At 51.5% G+C, this 20,693-nt stretch carries 19 protein-coding genes; 11 read left to right on the top strand and 8 right to left on the bottom strand.

The genetic code is table 11. The features are described 5' to 3' along the window. Positions 1-213 precede the first annotated feature (213 nt). Both ACJJIP_RS03570 and ACJJIP_RS03565 read left to right on the top strand, forming a co-directional pair. Positions 214-1,080, top strand: coding sequence for a DUF6279 family lipoprotein (locus ACJJIP_RS03570; RefSeq protein ID WP_020412524.1), 867 nt, complete (start codon positions 214-216; stop codon positions 1,078-1,080). Between the two features lie 143 nt (positions 1,081-1,223). Next, entirely contained in the window at positions 1,224-2,501 is a 1,278-nt protein-coding gene (locus tag ACJJIP_RS03565) for an aspartate aminotransferase type Ic (protein ID WP_444946236.1), read from the top strand. Between the two features lie 75 nt (positions 2,502-2,576). On the opposite strand, the gene olsF is transcribed toward ACJJIP_RS03565, so the two are convergent. From olsF to ACJJIP_RS03550, 3 genes are all read right to left on the bottom strand, one after another. Then, complete coding sequence (gene olsF / locus ACJJIP_RS03560) at positions 2,577-4,250, bottom strand: bifunctional ornithine lipid synthase OlsF (protein ID WP_444946235.1); 1,674 nt, start codon at positions 4,248-4,250, stop codon at positions 2,577-2,579. After that, positions 4,247-5,038 carry a UDP-2,3-diacylglucosamine diphosphatase gene (locus ACJJIP_RS03555; protein ID WP_444901063.1) on the bottom strand — a complete coding sequence of 264 codons (792 nt, stop codon included), beginning with the start codon at positions 5,036-5,038 and terminating at the stop codon, positions 4,247-4,249. The genes olsF and ACJJIP_RS03555 overlap by 4 nt, the downstream gene beginning before the upstream one ends. Positions 5,039-5,339: 301 nt before the next feature. Further along, the gene (locus tag ACJJIP_RS03550; RefSeq protein ID WP_211214910.1) at positions 5,340-5,672 is read right to left on the bottom strand and encodes a DUF1820 family protein; all 333 of its coding nucleotides are present in this window, start codon (positions 5,670-5,672) and stop codon (positions 5,340-5,342) included. Between the two features lie 181 nt (positions 5,673-5,853). On the opposite strand from ACJJIP_RS03550, the gene miaB reads away from it, so the two are divergent. From miaB to ACJJIP_RS03520, 6 genes are all read left to right on the top strand, one after another. Continuing rightward, the gene (gene miaB, locus ACJJIP_RS03545) at positions 5,854-7,221 is read left to right on the top strand and encodes a tRNA (N6-isopentenyl adenosine(37)-C2)-methylthiotransferase MiaB (protein WP_020412518.1); all 1,368 of its coding nucleotides are present in this window, start codon (positions 5,854-5,856) and stop codon (positions 7,219-7,221) included. A gap of 208 nt (positions 7,222-7,429) precedes the next feature. Next, positions 7,430-8,458, top strand: a complete 1,029-nt coding sequence (locus ACJJIP_RS03540; RefSeq protein ID WP_026304992.1) for a PhoH family protein — start codon at positions 7,430-7,432, stop codon at positions 8,456-8,458. A gap of 17 nt (positions 8,459-8,475) precedes the next feature. Further along, a complete protein-coding gene (ybeY, locus tag ACJJIP_RS03535; RefSeq protein WP_020412516.1) occupies positions 8,476-8,946 on the top strand; it encodes an rRNA maturation RNase YbeY in 471 nt (156 codons plus the stop codon). A 69-nt stretch (positions 8,947-9,015) separates the two neighbouring features. Next, positions 9,016-9,909 (top strand): CorC family transporter, encoded by an 894-nt coding sequence (locus tag ACJJIP_RS03530; protein WP_020412515.1) that lies wholly within the window; start codon positions 9,016-9,018, stop codon positions 9,907-9,909. 125 nt (positions 9,910-10,034) lie between these two features. Next, positions 10,035-11,603: an apolipoprotein N-acyltransferase gene (gene lnt / locus ACJJIP_RS03525; RefSeq protein WP_444946234.1), complete on the top strand. Its 1,569-nt coding sequence runs from the start codon at positions 10,035-10,037 to the stop codon at positions 11,601-11,603. 138 nt (positions 11,604-11,741) lie between these two features. Continuing rightward, positions 11,742-12,659, top strand: a complete 918-nt coding sequence (locus ACJJIP_RS03520) for a TIGR01777 family oxidoreductase (RefSeq protein ID WP_020412513.1) — start codon at positions 11,742-11,744, stop codon at positions 12,657-12,659. Between the two features lie 9 nt (positions 12,660-12,668). On the opposite strand, the gene ACJJIP_RS03515 is transcribed toward ACJJIP_RS03520, so the two are convergent. The 3 genes from ACJJIP_RS03515 to ACJJIP_RS03505 all read right to left on the bottom strand — a co-directional run bounded on the left by ACJJIP_RS03515 (position 12,669) and on the right by ACJJIP_RS03505 (position 14,469). Then, positions 12,669-13,091 carry a hypothetical protein gene (locus tag ACJJIP_RS03515; RefSeq protein WP_425411205.1) on the bottom strand — a complete coding sequence of 141 codons (423 nt, stop codon included), beginning with the start codon at positions 13,089-13,091 and terminating at the stop codon, positions 12,669-12,671. 149 nt (positions 13,092-13,240) lie between these two features. Continuing rightward, positions 13,241-14,023, bottom strand: coding sequence for a YdcF family protein (locus tag ACJJIP_RS03510; RefSeq protein WP_245556671.1), 783 nt, complete (start codon positions 14,021-14,023; stop codon positions 13,241-13,243). Then, positions 14,020-14,469 (bottom strand): zinc ribbon-containing protein, encoded by a 450-nt coding sequence (locus ACJJIP_RS03505; RefSeq protein WP_020412510.1) that lies wholly within the window; start codon positions 14,467-14,469, stop codon positions 14,020-14,022. The genes ACJJIP_RS03510 and ACJJIP_RS03505 overlap by 4 nt, the downstream gene beginning before the upstream one ends. A gap of 163 nt (positions 14,470-14,632) precedes the next feature. Between ACJJIP_RS03505 and leuS the strand changes: the two genes are divergently transcribed. The 3 genes from leuS to holA all read left to right on the top strand — a co-directional run bounded on the left by leuS (position 14,633) and on the right by holA (position 18,863). Further along, the gene (gene leuS / locus ACJJIP_RS03500; RefSeq protein WP_020412509.1) at positions 14,633-17,230 is read left to right on the top strand and encodes a leucine--tRNA ligase; all 2,598 of its coding nucleotides are present in this window, start codon (positions 14,633-14,635) and stop codon (positions 17,228-17,230) included. An 86-nt stretch (positions 17,231-17,316) separates the two neighbouring features. After that, a complete protein-coding gene (locus ACJJIP_RS03495; RefSeq protein WP_282952582.1) occupies positions 17,317-17,841 on the top strand; it encodes an LPS-assembly lipoprotein LptE in 525 nt (174 codons plus the stop codon). A 14-nt stretch (positions 17,842-17,855) separates the two neighbouring features. Then, positions 17,856-18,863, top strand: a complete 1,008-nt coding sequence (holA, locus tag ACJJIP_RS03490) for a DNA polymerase III subunit delta (RefSeq protein ID WP_444946233.1) — start codon at positions 17,856-17,858, stop codon at positions 18,861-18,863. 93 nt (positions 18,864-18,956) lie between these two features. Here the strand turns inward: holA and ACJJIP_RS03485 are convergent, their stop codons facing one another. Both ACJJIP_RS03485 and ACJJIP_RS03480 read right to left on the bottom strand, forming a co-directional pair. After that, positions 18,957-20,135, bottom strand: coding sequence for a hypothetical protein (locus ACJJIP_RS03485; protein ID WP_444946232.1), 1,179 nt, complete (start codon positions 20,133-20,135; stop codon positions 18,957-18,959). Positions 20,136-20,190: 55 nt separating this feature from the next. Further along, positions 20,191-20,670, bottom strand: coding sequence for a hypothetical protein (locus ACJJIP_RS03480; RefSeq protein WP_020412505.1), 480 nt, complete (start codon positions 20,668-20,670; stop codon positions 20,191-20,193). Between the last annotated feature and the right edge of the window lie 23 nt (positions 20,671-20,693).

The raw sequence follows: 20,693 nt of genomic DNA, 5'->3' as shown, positions 1-20,693 counted from the left end.
CAGTGCTGCAACAACTAGTCTAAATGCTGGCCACACACAGGCCATACCTAATTAGCACTATGGTTTGCCATTAGCATATACCCCTGCCAGCAAGGTGCTGTATTCACTGTATGCACAATCTTTAAGGCGCCACATCACAGGCCAATAGTTCATCATCTATGCTTGGGATTGACCCATCGGCAGCGGCCGAACAATTTCCACAGGAAAGAGTCGATGGCAAAGCCAGCTGGTACGCCAACATTTGTTTTCTGGCGCAATGTCGCGCTAATTGTCACCCTTCTATTAATCAGTAGCTGCTCCAGTATTCAATTTGTCTACAACAACGTCGATTACTGGATACGCTGGAAGGCTAACGACTACGTTAATCTGGACAGGATACAGAAAGGCGAACTTCAAGCTGCATTACAAAGCTTCTTCCGGTGGCACCGGCAAACACAGCTACCCCGCTACGCCGATTTCCTCACCAATCTGGCAGACAGAGTTGATGAGGGCGGTTTGGAGAATCCTCAGTTGGAGCCTGTGGAGAAACAGGTTGAGCTGTTCCTAAATTCTGCCAGCGAAAATGCTTACAACTTACTATTGCCTATTGCCGCGCAGCTCAATGATGAGCAAGTTGATGAATTACAAGGCAATCTTCTGAAAGAAGATCAAAAAAAACTGAAGAAATGGCAGCAGTCCCCAGAAAAAATCCGGCGTAAACGGGACAAGCAGATCCGCAAGGAAAGCGTCCGGTGGCTTGGCAGCCTGACAGAAGAACAAAAAAACCTGATTGCGGCTATGGTATCCAAGATGGAATACAACCCCATGCAACGCAGTGAGCAAAGGCTACTCTGGCAAGCAAAAGCCATGGAGTTATTGCGAACAAAGCCGACGGATTATCTGGACAAACTGCGTAGCCTACTCCTGAATCCAGAGCAGCTCTGGTCGCCACAATATCAACAGGCACAAGAGAAACGCAAACAGCAAGCACGTGAGTTGGCCAAGCAAATATTATTAAGTACCAGCCCAGCGCAAAGAAGTCACCTCAGCAATACATTGAGAGAATATGCACAAGACTTCCGCACCCTCGCCAGTCAATAGCATCCCCCCCTAATAACAGCCCCAATTCCTAGAACCAAAGTAGATTCAAAAGAAACTATTCATTCTGTGCCTAAACAGGGCTGACGAATCTGCATATAGGCTGCTAAGCTCGCCAACTCCAGTGACCTGCCAGGGGAAATTACGTGCATATTGAATCCGCTAATAGCGCCCAACTTACGGAATGGGAAAAGGAATTAAGCGCCCACTACGAACGCATTTGCCAACATGAACTGAACTTGGATATTACCCGGGGCAAACCTTCAGCGGAACAACTGAACTTATCCGATAAGCTTGATGGGATTCTCTCTGCCGATTACCGTGCCGCCGATGGCACTGACACTCGTAATTATGGTGGCCTGATTGGCCTCACCTGTGCGCGTGAGCTGGGTGCTGACATGTTGCAGGTACCCACAGAGGAGGTTATCGCCTGTGGTAACAGTTCCCTCACTCTGATGTATCACGCAGTTATGACCGGCTACCTATTCGGCTTTGCCGGCACCACTCCCTGGAGGGAACTAAAAGAGCCCAAATTTCTATGCCCAGTACCTGGCTACGATCGTCACTTTACAATTTGTGAGCAACTTGGCATTGGCATGATTAATATCCCCATGGGGGAGGGAGGGCCCGATATGGATGCCGTGGAAAAACATGTCAAGGAAGATGGCGATATAATCGGCATCTGGTGCGTTCCCAAGTACTCCAACCCCACAGGCATTACTTACAGCCCAGAAACCGTCGAGCGCTTGGCACAATTGGGACATATCGCAAACCCTGGTTTTCGTATTTTCTGGGACAATGCCTATTCAGTGCACGATCTCGGTCACTATGTGGGCCTCCCCAGCATCCGTTCTGCAACTCTGGAAAATGACACCGTAGATTCTGTATTGCAGTTTGCTTCCACCTCCAAAGTGACCCACGCGGGATCTGGGGTCGCGTTTGTCAGTGCGAGTAGCGCCAACCTGAATTCTTTAAAACAGCAGATGCAGGCTATGACCATCGGCCCAGACAAGGTAAGTCAGCTACGCCACTCCCGATTTTTTGCCGAGCACACGACCTTAAAAGACCATATGCATAAACATGCTGATATTCTCAAACCTAAGTTTGAGTGTGTGCTGGAACACCTGCAAAATGGACTCGGCGATACCGACCTTGGTCGATGGGAAAAGCCCGAGGGTGGTTACTTTGTTTCTTTCAATACCCGCCCGGGTTGTGCAAAAGCGGTGGTAAAACTGGCTGCCGATGCCGGAGTCAAACTTACACCAGCAGGCGCCACCTTCCCCTACGGAAAGGATCCTGAAGACAGCAATATCCGTATTGCACCAAGCTTCCCCCCTCTGGACGAACTCGACACCGCCATGGCTGTATTTGTTCTCTGTGTAAAACTTGCGAGCATACGACAACAGTTGCAGAAACTGGCTTAACCCTTAAATACAGCTACGTAGAAAATACCAATAAAAAGGCGGCCAATAGGGCCGCCTTTTTATTGAGGAATTAAATCAGCTAGCCAAATATCGTTTAGCGAATTTCTCGTCAACCAAATGAAGGTCCACCACCACAAGTCCATCAACAGAATCACAGAATTCCGGGTCAATATTGAAAGCGTGAAAACTGGTTCCGCCCGGTTTGGTCAAGGCAGCATATTTTTTAAAAAGAGGTGGCAAAACCACCCCCTCTTCACGTAGCACCTGCTTTAGCTGGCGCATGTCCAAAACAGAATCCCCCGAAAGATCAGGCAGGGGTTCACCAGCCTGTAAGAAAGGCAATCGAGCATCACCGAGAGGATTCTCTGGGGAAAAATAATGGGAAAAATAGCGCACAATTGCGGACTTGGCACGCACCGAAAATGTTCCCGGCATTGATACCGGTCCGAAAAGATAACGCACTTTACTGCGCAACACCCACTGGCCGATCGCGGTCCACAGTAAATCGAGGCCGCGCCCGCGCCAATATTGAGGTAGCAGAAAACTGCGTCCCAACTCTGCCGACCCAGGCAGGCATTGACTGGGTGGCAGAGGGTAATTGAACAGAGTGCTGCTATAAATTTCACTCTCGCCCAGAGACTCTGTACTTGCTATGCGATAGGCCCCTGCAATTACCTGATACTCATGGTCCCATAAAAGCAGATGATCGTAGTGAGCATCAAAGCAATCCCAATCCCGGCTTTGCCCCGTACCCTCACCCACGGAACGGAAAGCTACCTCACGCACCCTTGCCAACTCTCGCATCACTGGACAATCTGCCCTCTGCCGGTAAAGACGTACAGAAAACGCTCCCTGTTCGGCCAACACCTCACAGTTATCAATTACATGCGCCACCTCCGACTGAGATTCAGCCGGCGCAATCAATTCTGGACCAAGAGGTGCCGGCGAACTCTGCAGTTTGTAAACATGCTTTCGCCAAAGTGCCGCCTGGGCCCGAGGGGTCAGCGGCCAGCTGCGGAAATGCTCCGCCTCAAGCGGATGGCCAATCCGTATATCAATACCGCGTCTCTCCTGCTTAAACATTTCCCGGATCAACCAGAGTGTTGAAAGAGGTTTATTCAGCATGGACAGACCGTAAAACCACCAGGAATTTCTGCCGAGTACCTGTACAGGAAGAATTGGTGCATTGACTCTTTCGGCGAAGCGCACGAAGCCCGGATTCCACCGACCGTCACGCACCCCCTGCGGGCTAAAGCGCGATACTTCCCCGGCGGGAAAAATAATAATCGCCCCCCCTTCTTCCAGGTACTCATAAATTCCCTGCACATCTGCACGGCGGGTGCGTCCACGGAAATTATCCACAGGCAGGAAATAGGGGCGTAACGGTTTTATATTCCACAGCAACTGACTTGCCACCGCACGGACATCCTTGCGCACCCGGGCCACCATATCAATCAGAGCGAGCCCATCGAGACTGCCCAGCGGGTGGTTGGCTACGATAACCAGCGGTCCATTGACCGGAATCCTTTCCAGCTCAGAGGGATTCAGTTCATAGCGAAAATCCAATTCACTAAAGAGCTGCCGAATAAAATCAAGCCCTCCCAGATGTGGATAGTTTCGACCAAACTCCACAATCCGCTCTTCACAACAGATTTTTTTCAGAGTTGCGGAGACAATTTTACGGGTTGGTTTTTGCGGCGCAGCGCTATACCAAGCATTTTTTTGTAGGAGTGCTTCCAATTGGATCATGCTGCCACCACCTCCGTCATTATGCTGGCAATTTTTGGTGCCCTGTACCAGTGCAACAACTCCAAGCTACCGTCGTGCTGTTCAATCACCGCGCTCATAGAGTCAACCCAGTCACCACAATTGGCATAAGTCACAATGCCCTCCCCGATCTTTTTTTCCCGTAGCGCGGGGCGATGGATATGTCCACAAATCACACCATCCACGCCACGATTTACCGCTGATATCGCGGCAATATCTTCGAAGTCGCTCATCATTTGCCTAGCCGCACCCACCCGGTTTTTTATCTGGCTGGCCAGGGACCACCAAGGCTTATCGAAGCGGCTGCGCCAGTAATTTATCCAACGATTAAAACGCAGCATCAGGTAATAACTGCGATCCCCAATGTGATAGCTCACCGGGTGCATTTTTATATGGTGTTCAAATTGATCCCCATGAGTGACCCAGTAACGGCGACCATTACAGGCCGTATGTACCCAGTCACGCTCTATACGGATATTGCCGAGGCGCTTACCTGACCAGCTGCGCATGGGTGCATCGTGGTTTCCGGGGATATAAATCACTTCCGGAATCTCATTACTCAACTCAGAGAGCATCCCCAATAACATGCTGGATGCCTGACACCAGGTGCCTCGCCCTTGGGACAGGGCATGCATATCAAAAATATCACCCACCAGATAAACCGTTTCGGCTCGATTTTGCGCCAGGAAATCCGCCAAACGATGGGGCTCACTGTCTCTACTACCCAAATGGACATCGGATATCCACAGCGCGCGGTAGCGATTGCTCATAGAAAGGTTCCAGCATTTGACCAGTTATTAGCTGCGATCAATTGCCTCTACCAACAGAATGGGAGTGAACTTCAGCTCATTTCCACTCAGCCAGGATTGCAGGCGATAGTTCGCAAGCTGCGATCAAGCAATGGAAATAAGGTCGCTGATCGCCCTGGCAATCACTTTGCAGCGATTTGATGACAGTCACGAGGATTTTTATTGAAGCTTATATTGCAGTGAAACCCGCTAGACTGCGAGGGCTTTAGGCGCCCGAATCAGCCTGGCCCAAGGCCCGCTGACTCGGTAAAAGGAGGGAAGATTATTCGGTGTCCTGGGGATGACGAATGGGCGGCGCAAAGGGGAATTTTGCAACTTTATCGCCTTTAACCTCGACAATTTTACCAGTTCCCTCTTTCTCCACTTCATCGATACGCACAATACTGTGCATCGGGATATAGGAGCGAGTTACCGAAGCAAATTCTGTTTTCAGCTTTTCTTCACTGGGGTCTACAACCAGCTGGGCCTTCTCCCCAAATACAAACTCTTCGACTTCGATAAAGCCGTACATATCACTCTGATAAATAGCCCGGGCATAGAGTTCATACACCTGGCTCTGGTTGTGGAAAATCACTTTATATATCGGGTTGGCCATAAGTTTCTCAGGATGGGGAATACCCCGAAGCTCGAAATTGTTCAGAAAGCGGGCAAAGCCCGAAAAAGCGCGCAAGAATAGCACAGGTTCTCAAGGGCTAATATAGCCATCTATGCAGTGCCTGGTCCTGTCGCTATAATGCCCCACCCGTTTAATTGACCAGTTTTTAATCAGGCACAATATGTCCGATACACCGGCTAAAAAGCTATACATCAAAACCCACGGCTGCCAAATGAATGAGTACGATTCCGCCAGGATGCGCGATCTGCTCGGCGAGTCACACGCCATGGTACCCACCGACGACCCTGAAGAGGCGGATGTGCTACTGGTCAATACCTGTTCTATTCGCGAGAAAGCCCAGGAAAAACTATTCCACCAGCTGGGTCGCTGGAGACGCCTCAAGGAAAAAAACCCCGAGCTGGTTATCGGCGTCGGAGGCTGTGTGGCCAGCCAGGAAGGCGAGGCAATCGCCAAGCGTGCGCCCTATGTCGACCTGATTTTCGGTCCGCAAACCCTGCATCGCCTGCCAGAGATGATGGAAACCAAAGAGCAGAAAAATGGCGTGGTCGTCGTAGATATCAGTTTCCCTGAAATCGAGAAATTTGACCGACTGCCCCAACCAGAAGCTGACGGCGCTACCGCCTTCGTCTCTATTATGGAAGGTTGTTCCAAGTACTGCACCTTCTGTGTGGTTCCCTATACCCGCGGAGAGGAAGTGAGCCGTCCAGTTACCGATGTACTGGAAGAGATTGCGCACCTGGCGGACCAGGGAGTACGCGAAGTCAACCTGCTGGGCCAGAATGTAAATGCCTATCGCGCCACTGGTGAAGACGGTCACGAGGTAGATTTTGCCGAGCTAATTACTTATGTAGCGGCAATCGATGGTATCGACCGTATTCGCTACACAACATCACACCCGGTTGAGTTCTCCGATGCCCTGATCGATGTGTATGCGCAGGTACCAGAACTGGTTAGCCACCTCCACCTTCCGGTGCAAAGTGGCTCAGACCGTATCCTGATGGCCATGAAACGCGGCCACACAGCTTTAGAATACAAGTCCAAGATCCGCCGCCTGAAAAAGATACGCCCGGATATCTGCCTGTCTTCTGACTTTATTGTCGGCTTCCCTGGTGAAACCGACAGGGACTTCGAAGCCACCATGAACCTGATCCAGGAGGTAGGCTTCGATATTTCCTTTAGCTTCATCTACTCTCCGCGCCCGGGTACGCCGGCAGCAGACTTGCCGGACGACACTCCAGAAGACCTGAAGAAAGAGCGCCTGCAGCTGCTGCAAAACCGTATCAACCAGCAAGCCGCAGCCATCGCCCGGCGTATGGTGGGCAATACTGAGCGGGTTCTGGTCACTGGCGTCTCCAAGAAAGACCCGGGACAATTGCAAGGGCGCACGGAAAATAACCGTGTAGTCAATTTCCGTGCCGATAACTTGGCATTGATCGGTAAGTTTGCCGATGTCGTAATCGAGGAGGCCTTGCCTAACTCATTACGTGGCACACTGGTCACTTCAGAATTGGAAGAGGCTCTGTTCTAAGCCACTACAGACAGCCTTACCATCGGCAAGATGCTTTTTAAAAACACATCTTGCCGCCAAACTGCCCCTTATAACCCGGCTAAATTACAAGACGTAATTAAAATCAGGTAAAGTTAGAACCTATTGGTAGCACTCAAGACTTTCCCATACGGGGAAAATGGGTATACCCTAGCAATGAACCCTACAGATTAAGGTGCCGGAAACCAATTTGGAAACTCATACCCTAGCTCACAGCATTACTCTCGAACCCAACGACGCCCGCCGTCTCGCAAATCTCTGCGGCCAATTTGACCAACATCTACGCCAAATTGAACAACGACTGGATATTGAGATCCGCAATCGTGGCAACCAATTTGCCATCTATGGCGAACCTAAGCCTGCCAAGGCTGCAGGTGAACTGCTGAGCTTTCTCTACAAGGAAACCGACTCCCAAAACCACCTTACGCCCGATGAGATTCACTTGGCCCTGCAGCAGGCAGGCGTCGAGGAACTGCTCAATAAAGGCGATGAGGAAGGTTCCTCAGAAGTCGACCAAGTAGTCTTAATTCGCACTAAGAAGTGTTCCGTGCGCCCGCGCGGGCTGAATCAACGCAAGTATGTGCATGCCGTTCAGTCCAATGATATCAATTTCGGCATAGGCCCAGCTGGCACCGGCAAGACCTACCTGGCAGTGGCCTGCGCAGTTGAGGCCCTGCTCAAGGACCAGGTAGAGCGCATTCTGCTGGTGCGCCCGGCGGTGGAAGCCGGGGAAAAACTGGGTTTTCTGCCTGGCGATTTAAGCCAGAAGGTAGACCCTTACTTGCGCCCCCTGTACGACGCTCTCTACGAGATGCTCGGCTTTGAGACGGTTGGCAAGCTTATCGAACGCAATGTGATCGAAGTAGCACCACTGGCCTATATGCGGGGACGCACCCTGAATAATGCCTTTGTCATTCTTGACGAAAGCCAGAACACCACTCGCGAGCAGATGAAGATGTTCCTGACGCGAATTGGTTTCGGTTCCACCGCAGTAATCACAGGGGACCCCAGCCAGGTAGATCTGCCCCGCGGTCAGGCATCGGGCCTGCGCCACGCTGTTGAAGTGCTCGGCAAAGTCAACGGTATCAGCTTTACTCATTTCGGCGCCAAAGACGTGGTACGCCACCCACTGGTTCAGCGTATTGTGGAAGCTTACGATATCCATGAGGCTGATCGGGAAATGGACGTCTCCAACAAGGCTGGCGAGAATGCCGCCTGAGGTTTCGTCGTACCCATATGATTGATTTAACTCTCGATGTACAGCGGGTCAGCCGCTGTACAGGCCTGCCCTCCGATGAAGATATTCGCGCCTGGATAATCACGGCACTGACCGACCACCGTGAAGAAGCGGAACTCGCTGTGCGTATTGTCGACGAAGAGGAGAGCCAGCAGCTCAACAGCCAGTATCGAGGTAAGGATAAACCGACCAACGTCTTATCCTTTCATACCGACTTTCCAGCGGAGCTGAATCTCCCCTTGTTGGGAGACCTTGTGATCTGTGCACCAGTTGTACAAATGGAAGCGGACCAACAAGGCAAATCGATCTCGGCGCACTGGGCACATATGCTGGTCCATGGCACACTGCACCTTCTGGGCTATGACCATATAGAAGACGCCGAGGCCGAGGTTATGGAACAGCTGGAGACAAAACTATTGACAGGGCTAGGCTATGCCGACCCCTATGCCCCTTTGGAAGAGGCGGGGTAACTACCCAGGCCCAGCCAAAGTTACCGATTAACTGTAATTAATTAGCAAGAGACGAGAGATACCCGGAGCATGGCCACTTCCATGACCACTGACGAGCCCCCAAGTAGTCACTCTTCAAACAAACCCCGATCGAGTGAAAAAAACTGGCTGGAAAAATTGTTCAGCGCATTTTCTGCTGAGCCAAAATCCCGCGATGAATTGCTGGATATTATTAAAGACGCAGCTGACAACCAGCTGGTCGATGCTGAGGCACTATCCATCATTGAGGGTGCCCTGGACGTTTCCAGCCAGCAGGTTCGGGAGATCATGATTCCCCGCTCGCAAATGGTGGTGGTGGGACTGGAGGACAAGCCTGAAACATTCTTGCCCAAAATTATTGAGTCAGGCCACTCCCGCTTCCCGGTTGTCGGTGAAAGCATTGACGATATCCGCGGAATTCTTCTGGCCAAGGACCTGCTGCCTTTACTCCTCAAAGGCGTCGGCGAATTCCAGCTCGAAGATATTATTCGCCCCGCCAATATTATTCCCGAAAGTAAACGCCTAAATATCCTGCTGCGCGAATTCCGCGAGAACCGGTACCATATGGCGGTCGTGATCGACGAATATGGCGGAGTCTCCGGCGTTGTCACGATTGAAGATATTCTTGAGGAAATTGTCGGTGAAATCGAAGATGAAACCGACGAAGAAGAAGCAGACAGCTTTATCCGTCGGGTTGGCGACAATGACTATATCGTTAAAGCGCTTACCCCTATTGAAGAGTTCAATGAATTTTTCGAATGCGAATTTAGCGATGAAGAATTCGATACGGTTGGCGGTTTGATTATGCAATCTTTCGGTCATTTACCTGGCCGCGATGAGGTCACCCGTTTAGGCGACTTTATGTTCAGGGTACTTTATGCAGACAGCCGGCAGATCCACCTACTGCGCGTAGCGCATATGCGCAAACCACCAGAAGAGGACTGACCCAGGACGCGACTCCTCGCAGACCACCGCCGGGAGAGGGCCAAAGACTGCGCTCCCCGCTCTGTGTTGGGGGTAGAGAGATTCGATCCGCTGGCACTTGTGTCCGGCATCAGCTAAGCGAATTTATGCGAAGATTACTTTTTCCTATCACCAGCGCCGCTGCCGGCGGCTTAATGACACTGTCGTTCGCCCCGTTTAATTACTGGGTATGCGGACTGCTGTCCCTGACCCTGCTTGCATGGGTTTACCTGCAAGCATCAGGGGGAAAGGTAATAAAGGGGCGTCGCGCCCTGTGGCTGGCGTTCTGTTTTGGCCTGGGGCTGTTTGCCAGCGGGGGCTCCTGGGTTTACGTTTCTATTACAAACTTCGGTAACGCCGACCCCCCATTAGGAGCGGCCCTTACCGGTGGATTCGTTGCCCTGATGGCGGCATTGCTGGCCGCTCCCTTCTATTTCCTTGGCCGTTTTACCGATAACAAATTCAGCTTTGCCCTGGCCTTTGCCGCCCTCTGGTTTATCAGCGAGTGGTTCCGCAGCTGGATGTTCACCGGATTTCCCTGGTTATTCTCTGGTTATGCACATCTGGAAACCTGGTTGTCGGGCTGGGCCCCGGTACTGAGTGTTTACGGCGTCGGTTTAATACTCGCGTTCAGCGCAGCAGTACTCGCCCTGGCAGTCAATGGTCGTTTGGTGCCTCTCAAACAACGCAGCCATATAGCATTGCTCGGTGCCGCGCTAATTACCTGGCCAATAGGTGCCACCCTGGCCAATGTAGAATGGACTCGCCCTGAAGGCGGAATTATCACAGTCGGCCTGGTGCAGGCGAATATTCCACAGGAAAAGAAGTGGTTGCCCGAGTTTCGCGGTGAAACCATCAGCCGCTATCAAGACGGCACCCGTGCCCTGAGTGACAAAGATGTGGATGTGATTATCTGGCCTGAAGCCGCACTGCCCATGCTCTATGGCCAAGCTCCAAATCTAATGCGGGCATTACAGCGCAATGCAGAAAAAACCGGAATCGACCTGATCAGTGGAATTCTCTTTGACAGACGCGACCCCGACCAGAGTGGCAATGTCATACACAACTCAGCTGCAGTATATGGCCGGAACCCCAGTGTCTACCATAAACGTCACTTGGTACCTTTTGGTGAGTATGTCCCCCTGGAAGATTTTATCCGGGGTACCATCGAGTTTTTTAATTTGCCCACTTCCTTCATTAGCTCAGGGCCTGATGAGCAAAGCCCACTGAATGCCGGAGGGGCCAGCTGGGCACCATTAATTTGCTATGAGATCGTTTACCCACGTCTGGTAGCCAGTAGCGCCCTTTCCGCTCAGGTGCTACTCACCATTAGCAACGACGCCTGGTTTGGTGATTCCATCGGCCCATTGCAGCATATGCAAATGGCACAGATGCGAGCCCTGGAAACTGGTCGCTATCTGGTACGCGGCACCAATACCGGAATGACGGCAATAGTGAACCCCCGCGGGCAGATCCTTGAGCAGTTGCCACAATTTGAGCAAGCCAATATGACCGGTGACATTCGTGCCATGCGCGGCTCCACCCCATTTATGCTGACCGGGATCTCTATCGTATTTGCCCTGGCTTTGCCAATGTTGGCCTTGGCAATCATTCTACGTCGTAAGAAGGTCGTTAAGACCGGTAGCCCTATCACCGGTGAGGCCACTGACCAGTAAACCGACCCCAAATTCACTCTCTCAATCCCACGCCCAGATATTCTTCCTGGGCCAGGACCAACCCTACGGCCGCCAGCAGCACCGGGCTGCTATGCTGCATTCAAATTACCGGTAAAAATTTGGCAGGGATGCCTTTGTATGCATTGTTTAATCAGTGGTGGCACAGGCCTGATAGGCAGACTTTTTTGCCAACGCTGGCTCGCCCGCGGCGACACAATCACAGTTCTTAGCCGCCAGCCAGATAAGGTGCGCACACTCTGTGGGGAGGCGGTCGAAGCAATTAGTGAACCCGAAGAGGTTAAACACGCAGTTGATGTGGTAGTAAATTTGGCGGGCGAACCAATCTCCCGCCGTTGGAGTGAGAGGCGCAGAACCGAAATTCGCAACTCCCGATTAAAAACCACAGAGAAGTTAGTGCGCTGGGCCCTAACTCAGAGGAAACGTCCAGATTACTTCCTTTCCGGGTCAGCAATTGGTTACTACGGGGACCGTGGTGGCGAACTTCTTAGGGAGGACAGTCCTCCCGGAGGAGGGTTTTCTGCTCAATTATGTCGCGACTGGGAGGAGGCAACACTTCCCCTGCAAAGAGCAGGAATCTGTGTCGGGATCATCCGCACTGCTATTGTACTCTCCACCCGTGGCGGAGCCCTGCCACAGATGTTACCAGCTTTCCGCCTTGGTCTTGGTGGGCCCATGGGTTCCGGGGAACACTGGATGAGCTGGATTCACGAGGAGGATGAGGTGGGGTTAATGCTACATGCGATTGACAAGCACCTGTGCACAACATTCAATGCCAGTGCTCCCGAAGCGGTAACCAATAACAGCTTTTCCAGATTGCTGGCCAAACAGCTGCATCGTCCATCCTTTATGCGTTCGCCTGCGTGGTTGCTTAAAACACTCTTCGGAGATATGGCAGAGGAGCTGCTACTGGCCAGTGAGCGGGTGGAGCCGCGCACCGCTCTGGACAACGGCTACAGTTTCCAGTTTCCCACTTTGGAACAGGCCCTTGCCGACCTTCTGAACGGCGGCAATGCAGCCAATAGAGCGCAGGCTTAGGGCACAGCTTCAGGCAGCCGCCATACTGCTCTCCAACGCCTCCGATAGGTAGCGACGACTGGATTCGCTAGTTACCAAATCCCCGTGGCACTCCATTGGTGCGGACCCTACCCACTGGGCGTGCCATCGATACCACTGGGATTCACCGGCTCTCTCGCGCAGCTCGATAAACTCCACCTCTGATGGGTTAAAGCGGTACTCGCGGACAATTTGCCCGGCGAAGGTTTCAAAATTCTTGCTGAGCTGAGCGCCACTCTCCGCGCCGGCACTAAGAAATAATAGAGTTCGCCCATCCTGTTCTACGCGCTTGAAGCCAACCCAAACCGCTCGATTCAAGCGGTTGTGTAATTGGATGGGAGTAAAAGAAACCGGGATGCCCTTCATCTTAAGGTTATCTCGTTTATTGTTATGTTTGTAATCCACAGTCGCCATTCCATGTTAAAAAATAATCAGTGGGTTAGTCCTGTGGCGCCAGTCATCCTAAATCCGGTGCAACTAGCATTCAAGAGTACTTTCTCTTGCTCGACGCCTGTTACCTCTTATCCTGTAGGCCTCTGAAATTCCTTTGATATAAAAGTTCCTCAACATTTCCTGGTTGGCGGCAATGGCCTAATGCTGTACCACGCCTGCCCCAGTAATTCCCGCCAGTAAGTCTGTGTTTGCAACAGGGCTGCCGCACTGGGAACCCAGCGTAGCAAACCCTCCTGTGCCCGCGGCAACAATTCTTCAGCGCTGCCAACAGGAAGCGGCTGTACTTCTAAGCCGGCTTTATTGAACACAGCTGCTGCACGGGGCATATGCCACCAGTGGGTGACCAGGACAATACGTTTCACACCCGCTGCACGCAATATCTCAGCGCTGTTTACTGCATTCTCTGCGGTAGTACGACTGCAATCATCACGCCAACTCACAGAGCGAGCCAATTTTCCCTCCAGTAGGGACTCCATCATTTGAGACTCAGCCGCTCGCTCATTTCGATAGACACGCCCTCCGGAAACCAAAATTGGCACCCCCCCTGGCGCCTGTTCAGCAGCCCACAGAACACGCTCCAGGCTAGCGGCCGACAGACGTTCACTGCCCGATTCCCCGTTTCTATAGCGCCCACCACCCAGGATTATGACTGCCTCAGGAGAAAAACCGGCAAGGTCCGGTGCAGCCCCCAGGCGCTTTCCCAGCCAATTCGAAAAAGCCGGAGTGGCACTCATCCAGAGCACAACAAATGAAACCAGTGCCAGCGGTAGGGAAACTTTCCCCAGCAGGGATCCTTCAGGCAGAAATCGTAGTAAAAACGCCAGTACTAACCCCAACATAGGTGCCAAAGGTGGCATTAGCAGGTTGGTCATAAACGTATGAAATTCAATCAATATTCAAGACCGCCCTCTATTTGTCGAAAGCAACCATAGCCACAGCGGTGGCACGGTGTGATCTGTGTATTCTCTGGTGGGAGAGCGCGGTAGCCACACCCCAAGCACTGCAGCTCCTCATCAGCACCCACATATTCGCCAGCCAGGGCCCAGGGTTTTCCCTCACGAATACAGCGCATCAGGTTGGGCCAGGCCGTTTCCGTCGGGTCTGCCGCATTCAGCAGCCAATCGCCACTGCGCTCTTCCAATGTACGCAACTCGCCGCCAAGGCCTTGGAGATAATCAGAAGCACGATGAAGGTCATCCTTTAACCAGGCACGCAGGAAGGCGACTTTATTCGCGGTTAGGTCTTCAACTGCCAGCTCACCCTCAACCAGATTCTCCAGATCCTCGCGAAACTCATCGGCTAGATCATCCTTCGGCGGCAACTTTGGTTCCTTCGTCACGGTATCCCTCCTATAATCTCGCGTTTACGCATCCTAATGGATGCCCTGGAGACAGCAATTGATCGCGATCAATCCTATGGATTGCAGATCATAAGCAGTCCCATCCAATATATGTAACGGTTTCCCCGCAAATTTTTGATCACAGAGTATAGGTCCCCAATCGATGGAAGAGCAGTACAACCCCTCCGCAGTCGAAGCTTCTGCCCAGGAATTCTGGGAGGCAGAGAAAAGCTTCGAGGTTAAGGAAGACACCGGCAGGGAAAAATTCTACTGCCTGTCCATGTTCCCCTACCCTAGCGGCAAGCTGCACATGGGCCATGTGCGAAATTACACCATCACTGACGTAATCACCCGCTACCAACGAATGCAGGGTAAGAACGTATTGCACCCTATGGGCTGGGATGCTTTTGGTCTGCCTGCAGAAAATGCAGCGATCCAGAATAAGACTGCACCGGCCAAATGGACCTATGCCAATATCGATTACATGAAGGGCCAGTTGAAAGCACTTGGCTTTGGCTTTGACTGGTCCCGTGAACTAGCTACTTGTCAGCCTTCCTATTACCGCTGGGAACAATGGTTCTTCACCCGCCTGTATGAAAAAGGCCTGGTCTACAAGAAAAACTCCGCAGTGAACTGGTGCCCCCATGACCAGACGGTACTTGCCAATGAGCAAGTGGAAGATGGGGCCTGCTGGCGTTGTGGCACTACCGTAGAACGCCGCGAGCTAGCCCAGTGGTTTATCAAGATTACCGACTATGCGGAAGAACTGCTCGAGGATCTCGACAAATTGCCCGATTGGCCCGAGCAGGTGCGCACTATGCAGCGCAACTGGATCGGCAAGAGCCGAGGTGTGGAGCTGAGCTTCGCCCTGCCTGCAACTGTAGCCGGCATGGATCACTTCGACGTCTATACCACCCGCCCGGACACCTTAATGGGAGTTACTTATGTATCTCTCGCTGCCGAGCATCCTATCGCCCTGGAGATGGCGGAAAGTAATCCGAAACTGAGAGAGTTTATTGCTGAGTGCAAAAGACAATCCCTGTCCGAAGCCGACATGGCCACAATGGACAAGAAAGGAATGGATACCGGGCTGAAAGCGATTCACCCCATCACTGGTGAAGAAGTCTCCGTCTGGGTCGCCAACTATGTATTGATGGATTACGGTTCTGGAGCCGTAATGGCAGTTCCGGCACACGACCAGCGCGACTGGGAATTTGCCCATAAGTACCAACTACCAATGGTACAGGTAATTGAAGCTTCCGATAGCCAGCCTATTGACCTGGATAAAGAAGCCTATACAGAAAAAGGCAAGCTGGTGAACTCCGGTAGCTTTGATGGACTGGATTTCGAGAGTGCTTTTACCGCAATCTCCGAAGCACTCGTCGCTACCGGCAAAGGCCGGGTCACCACTAACTATCGTCTGCGCGATTGGGGCGTCTCCCGCCAACGCTACTGGGGTGCACCTATTCCCATGTTCAATTTAGCTGACGGAGGGGAAATTCCGGTTCCTGCGGACAAACTGCCGATTCTATTACCGGAAGATGTGGAGCTAGATGGTGTTCAATCACCCATTAAAGCTGACCCAGAGTGGCGCAAGGACGAGTTCAACGGCACTGCCGTAGAACGAGAAACCGATACCTTCGACACCTTCATGGAATCCAGCTGGTACTACGCGCGGTATACCTGCCCAGATTTTGAAGAGGGCATGTTGGATCCGGACCGCGCCAACTACTGGCTGCCTGTCGACCAGTATGTAGGCGGCATTGAGCACGCTATCCTGCACCTCCTCTACGCACGCTTCTTCCACAAGCTAATGCGCGATGAGGGGCTGGTAAACAGCGATGAACCTTTCAAGCAGTTGCTGTGTCAAGGTATGGTTTTAGCTGAGTCTTTTTATAAAGAGAAACACGGTCATAAAACCTGGATTAATCCAGCCGATGTGGATGTCGAGCGGGATGACAAGGGGAAACCCATCAAAGCCATTGAGCGTGCGACCGGCGAAGAGATTATTGCTGGTGGAGTAGTGAAAATGTCTAAGTCTAAGAACAATGGCATAGACCCGCACGCAGCAGTCGAGCAGTATGGCGCTGATACCGTACGTCTATTCACTATGTTCGCCGCTCCCCCTGAGCAGACCCTGGAATGGCATGACGCTGGAGTGGAGGGCGCCAGCCGCTTCCTGCGCAAGCTCTGGAAAACTGTTCACAGTCATGTCGCAGCGGGTTCAAGCGATGTAGAGATCGATCAACAATCTCTGAGTGACCAACAGCAGCAACTGCGCCGCAAGGCCCATGAAACCATCCAGAAAGTGGGTGATGACTACGGGCGCCGCCAAACTTTTAATACGGCTGTTGCCGCAGTTATGGAGCTGCTCAATGAAGTGGGTAAGTTAGCAGAACGGGATAATGAGCAGGGCCTCGCTGTAGAGCGGGAAGCACTACAAGCTGCCGTCTTACTGCTCGCACCAATTACCCCGCACATATGTCACCAATTGTGGCAAGTGCTGGGTAATTCCAGTGCATTGATTGATACGGCTTGGCCACAAGCGGATGAAAAGGCTCTTGTACGTTCAACCATTACACTGGTAGTCCAGGTCAATGGCAAAGTCCGTGCAAAACTGGATGCTCCGGCTGATGCGGATAAAGAGGGCTTGGAAAAAATGGCTCTGGAAAATGAAAACGTACAGAAGTTTATTGGTGATGCCACAGTACGCAAGGTCATTGTCGTACCAGGCAAACTGGTAAATATTGTTGCGAAATAGACTCGCAGCCCGAATGCCGGGAGCTATAAGCTCCCGGCTCACTCAGGCCTCACATACAGTTCAGGCCCGATTAAGCCAGGTAGTTTATGAAAAAAATCGCAAGACGAGTTATCTCCTTAATTGCCATTCTTGCCATTGCCAGTTGTGGCTGGCATTTACGCGGCACACCAAAGAACTTCCCTCCAGGCAGCACTATTTATATTTCCAGCGAAAACCCACGCAGTGATATTGCTGATGAACTCAGTCGCCTGCTCCACAACGGTGGTATTCCCGTTGCTGCAACTCCCATGGAAGCAGATTACGTAATGGTTATTAACAGGGAAATCGAACGCAAACTCACAGTTGCCGTAGACTCGGAGGGGCGCGCATCAGAATACGAACTGATCACCAGCGCTATCTATAGTGTTCGTACCGGTAGCGGTGAAGTCTTGCTAAACAAAGCCCAGGCAGATGTTTACCGTTCTCTTGAATGGGATGTATCTGAGATTGTGAGTAAGGGCGAAGAGGAACGCTTACTGCGTGCTGAAATGCGTCGCGAACTTATCAGCCGGATGATTGACCGACTGCGTCGAATTGATGTCAATGCCCCGCTGGAGGATAAAAGCTACTAAGTAGCTGTACAGTAATGCGTATCAACCCCCAGCAACTACTACAGAGTCTCAAAAAGGGGCTGGCCCCGGTTTATATTATTTCCGGAGATGAACCCCTGCTGGTCCAGGAGTGTTGTGACCAGGTTCGTAAGGCGGCGAAGAAGGTTGGCTTTGATGAGCGTGAGCTTCTCCATGCCGAGCACAACTTTGATTGGGGGCTTCTACTCGCCTCTGCTGGCAATATGTCGCTTTTTGCCGAGAAAAAGTTGATCGAAGTACGCGCACCTGGTGGAAAACCGGGGGACAAGGGCAGTAAGGCCCTTCAGGAATTCGCAGCCCTCGCCAGCCAGGACTTGGTTCTGCTTTTAATTCTACCCAAACTGGAAAGATCACAGCTCAACAGCAAGTGGGTAAAAGCACTGGAACAAGAAGGCGTACTAGTCCAGATCTGGCCAGTGCCTGCCCAGGAAATGCCACGTTGGATCAATCAGCGGCTTAGCGCTGCAGGACTGACTGCCGAACCCGAAGCAGTAAAAATTCTGGCAGAACGCGTGGAGGGCAACCTACTTGCCGCTAGCCAGGAGATAGAAAAGCTCAAGCTATTAAATAAGAGCGACACCACAATTACCGTCAGCTTACTGGAACATAGTGTTACCAGCTCCGCTCGCTATAGTGTATTTGACCTAATAGATAGAGCCTTGGCCAGTGAAGCCGATAAAGCAATAACAACTTTACAGGGATTACGCAGTGAAGGCATTGAAGCACCGGTAGTGCTTTGGGCCCTGGCACGGGAAATTCGCTCATTGCTGGAAATTGGGGAAAAGCTCAATCAGGGCCAACCACTGGCTCGCCTGGTGCGTATTCAAAAACGTCAGCCACTAATTCAATCCGCTCTTTCCCGGCTGGCGCCTCGCCAGCTTGAAACTCTGCTTTTACGCGCTCGCGCTATCGATACCGCCATCAAGGGTGGCACTGGACACCAATCACCCTGGACGGGCCTACTGGAGCTCACTTTAAACCTGAGTGGCCAGCGCAGCGTCTAGCTCTCGGTTTACCCTCACCTAACTACCAATCTATTTAATAAACAACCCCTGCCCCTAAAGGGGAGGGGTTGTTTAGGCGAACTAAAATCAGGGTTAGTTCTGAGTAATCGTAGCCATGTTGCTATCACCAATCTGATGAACACTGGCCATATTGAACTCGCTAGATTGAGTAACAAAAGTGGCGTTATTGTTACCAGACTGTCCCAAGTGGGCGCCATGCTCAAAGCCAGATTGAGACAGAACAATCATGTTGTCCCCGCCCATATCCTGGTGAACTTCTGCCAAGTTAAGCTCGCCAACCTGGTCAATATCAACCATGTTAGCTACGCCTTCACTGTAGCCGAAGGTAGAGTTAGCGCTACCAGACTGATCAATAGTCACCTGGTTCAAATCACCGGTCTGAGAAAACTCACTCCAGTTCATGTCACCATTTTGAACCAGGGCAGCAGTATTGCTGTTGCCGTATTGATACATGTCACCAATATTATTAGTGTCGTTCTGAGCGATAGTGGTTACGTTGTCATCGCCATACTGAGCTGCAACACTGGAGTTACCGATTCCATCCTGGGCAATGGTCGTAACGTTGTTAATACCCGCTTGGGACATATCCAGGTAGTTGTAATCTCCAGTTTGCACCAGATTTGCGGTATTTTCAGCACCGCTCTGGTAAGCGAAGCCCACGTTACCCTCACCAACTTGACCGCCCAGGAAGCCATCCGCCGATGGATACCAGGTGCTGCCCCAAACACTGTTTGAGTCGCCAACCTGGGTGCTCATAAACAGGTTGCCATCACCTTCCTGCTGCAAGAAAGCAGTATTGTCATTACCATCCTGTAAAGCATCCATGGTGTTATCATGGGAATTAGAGTACTGGTCCAGGTGCATTACGTTTTCACTGCCCATCTGGGTAGCAAATGCTGTGTTTCTGGCACCATCCCATTGGTGAATAACACCCTGGTTACCCTCTCCCTGCTGGAAAGTGTAGGCTTGTGAACCATCCTGGTTATTCTGGCTGGTAGTCGCATAGTTGCGATTTCCAACTTGGGTCTGGTCAATAAAGTTACTATCAGCAAATGACTGCTCGGTAGAAGCGAGATTGTCATTACCTTCCTGCCATTGATAAGCGGCATTATTGGTAGACTCGACTACCTGATAAATGTCAGCGGCATTATCGTTGCCAGCCTGCAGTTGATCACCGTAGTTACCATCAGCCATGGCCTGTCCAGCACCTACAAGCATTGCAATCGCGGCAGCAAGTGAAAGCTTTTTCATTTATGTTTCTCCCTCGGACTAAATAAACAAATACAAACAAAAAGAAAGCAGCGAGCTAGTCATACTGGACTACCTCCACCGCATGGTTGTCACCGAACTGCGCGACAAATCCAAATAGCCCATCACCGTTTTGAATGATGTTGGCTGAATTTCCATAACCAACTTGATTTATAAGGGCAATATTATCTATACCGTTCTGTATAGCAGTTGCTTGGTTGTAAGCCCCAGACTGTGAAATAGCCGCATAGTTATAGTCACCACTTTGGTGAACTACTGATTCATTGGACGAACCATCCTGAACCAGGAATACCTGGTTGTACTGACCTGTCTGTACTACTTCAGCTACGTTGTAGTCTCCTAACTGCGTTACTTCAGCCAGCTGTCCATTAATTGAATCATCCCGCTGAAGAAGTAGATCAAGTGCACCTTGCCCAGATAACAGTTCATCGTGACTATCGAGATCTCCAGCCCAGGACAATGTAATGGGCATTAAAACTAGAATCAGATAGAAAACAGCCGCCCTAATAGCAGTCACTCAGATTTCCTCAGTCAAATTAA

The sequence above is a fragment of the Microbulbifer variabilis genome, from assembly GCF_052467165.1.
This window is presented reverse-complemented; position numbering and strand designations above follow the sequence as displayed.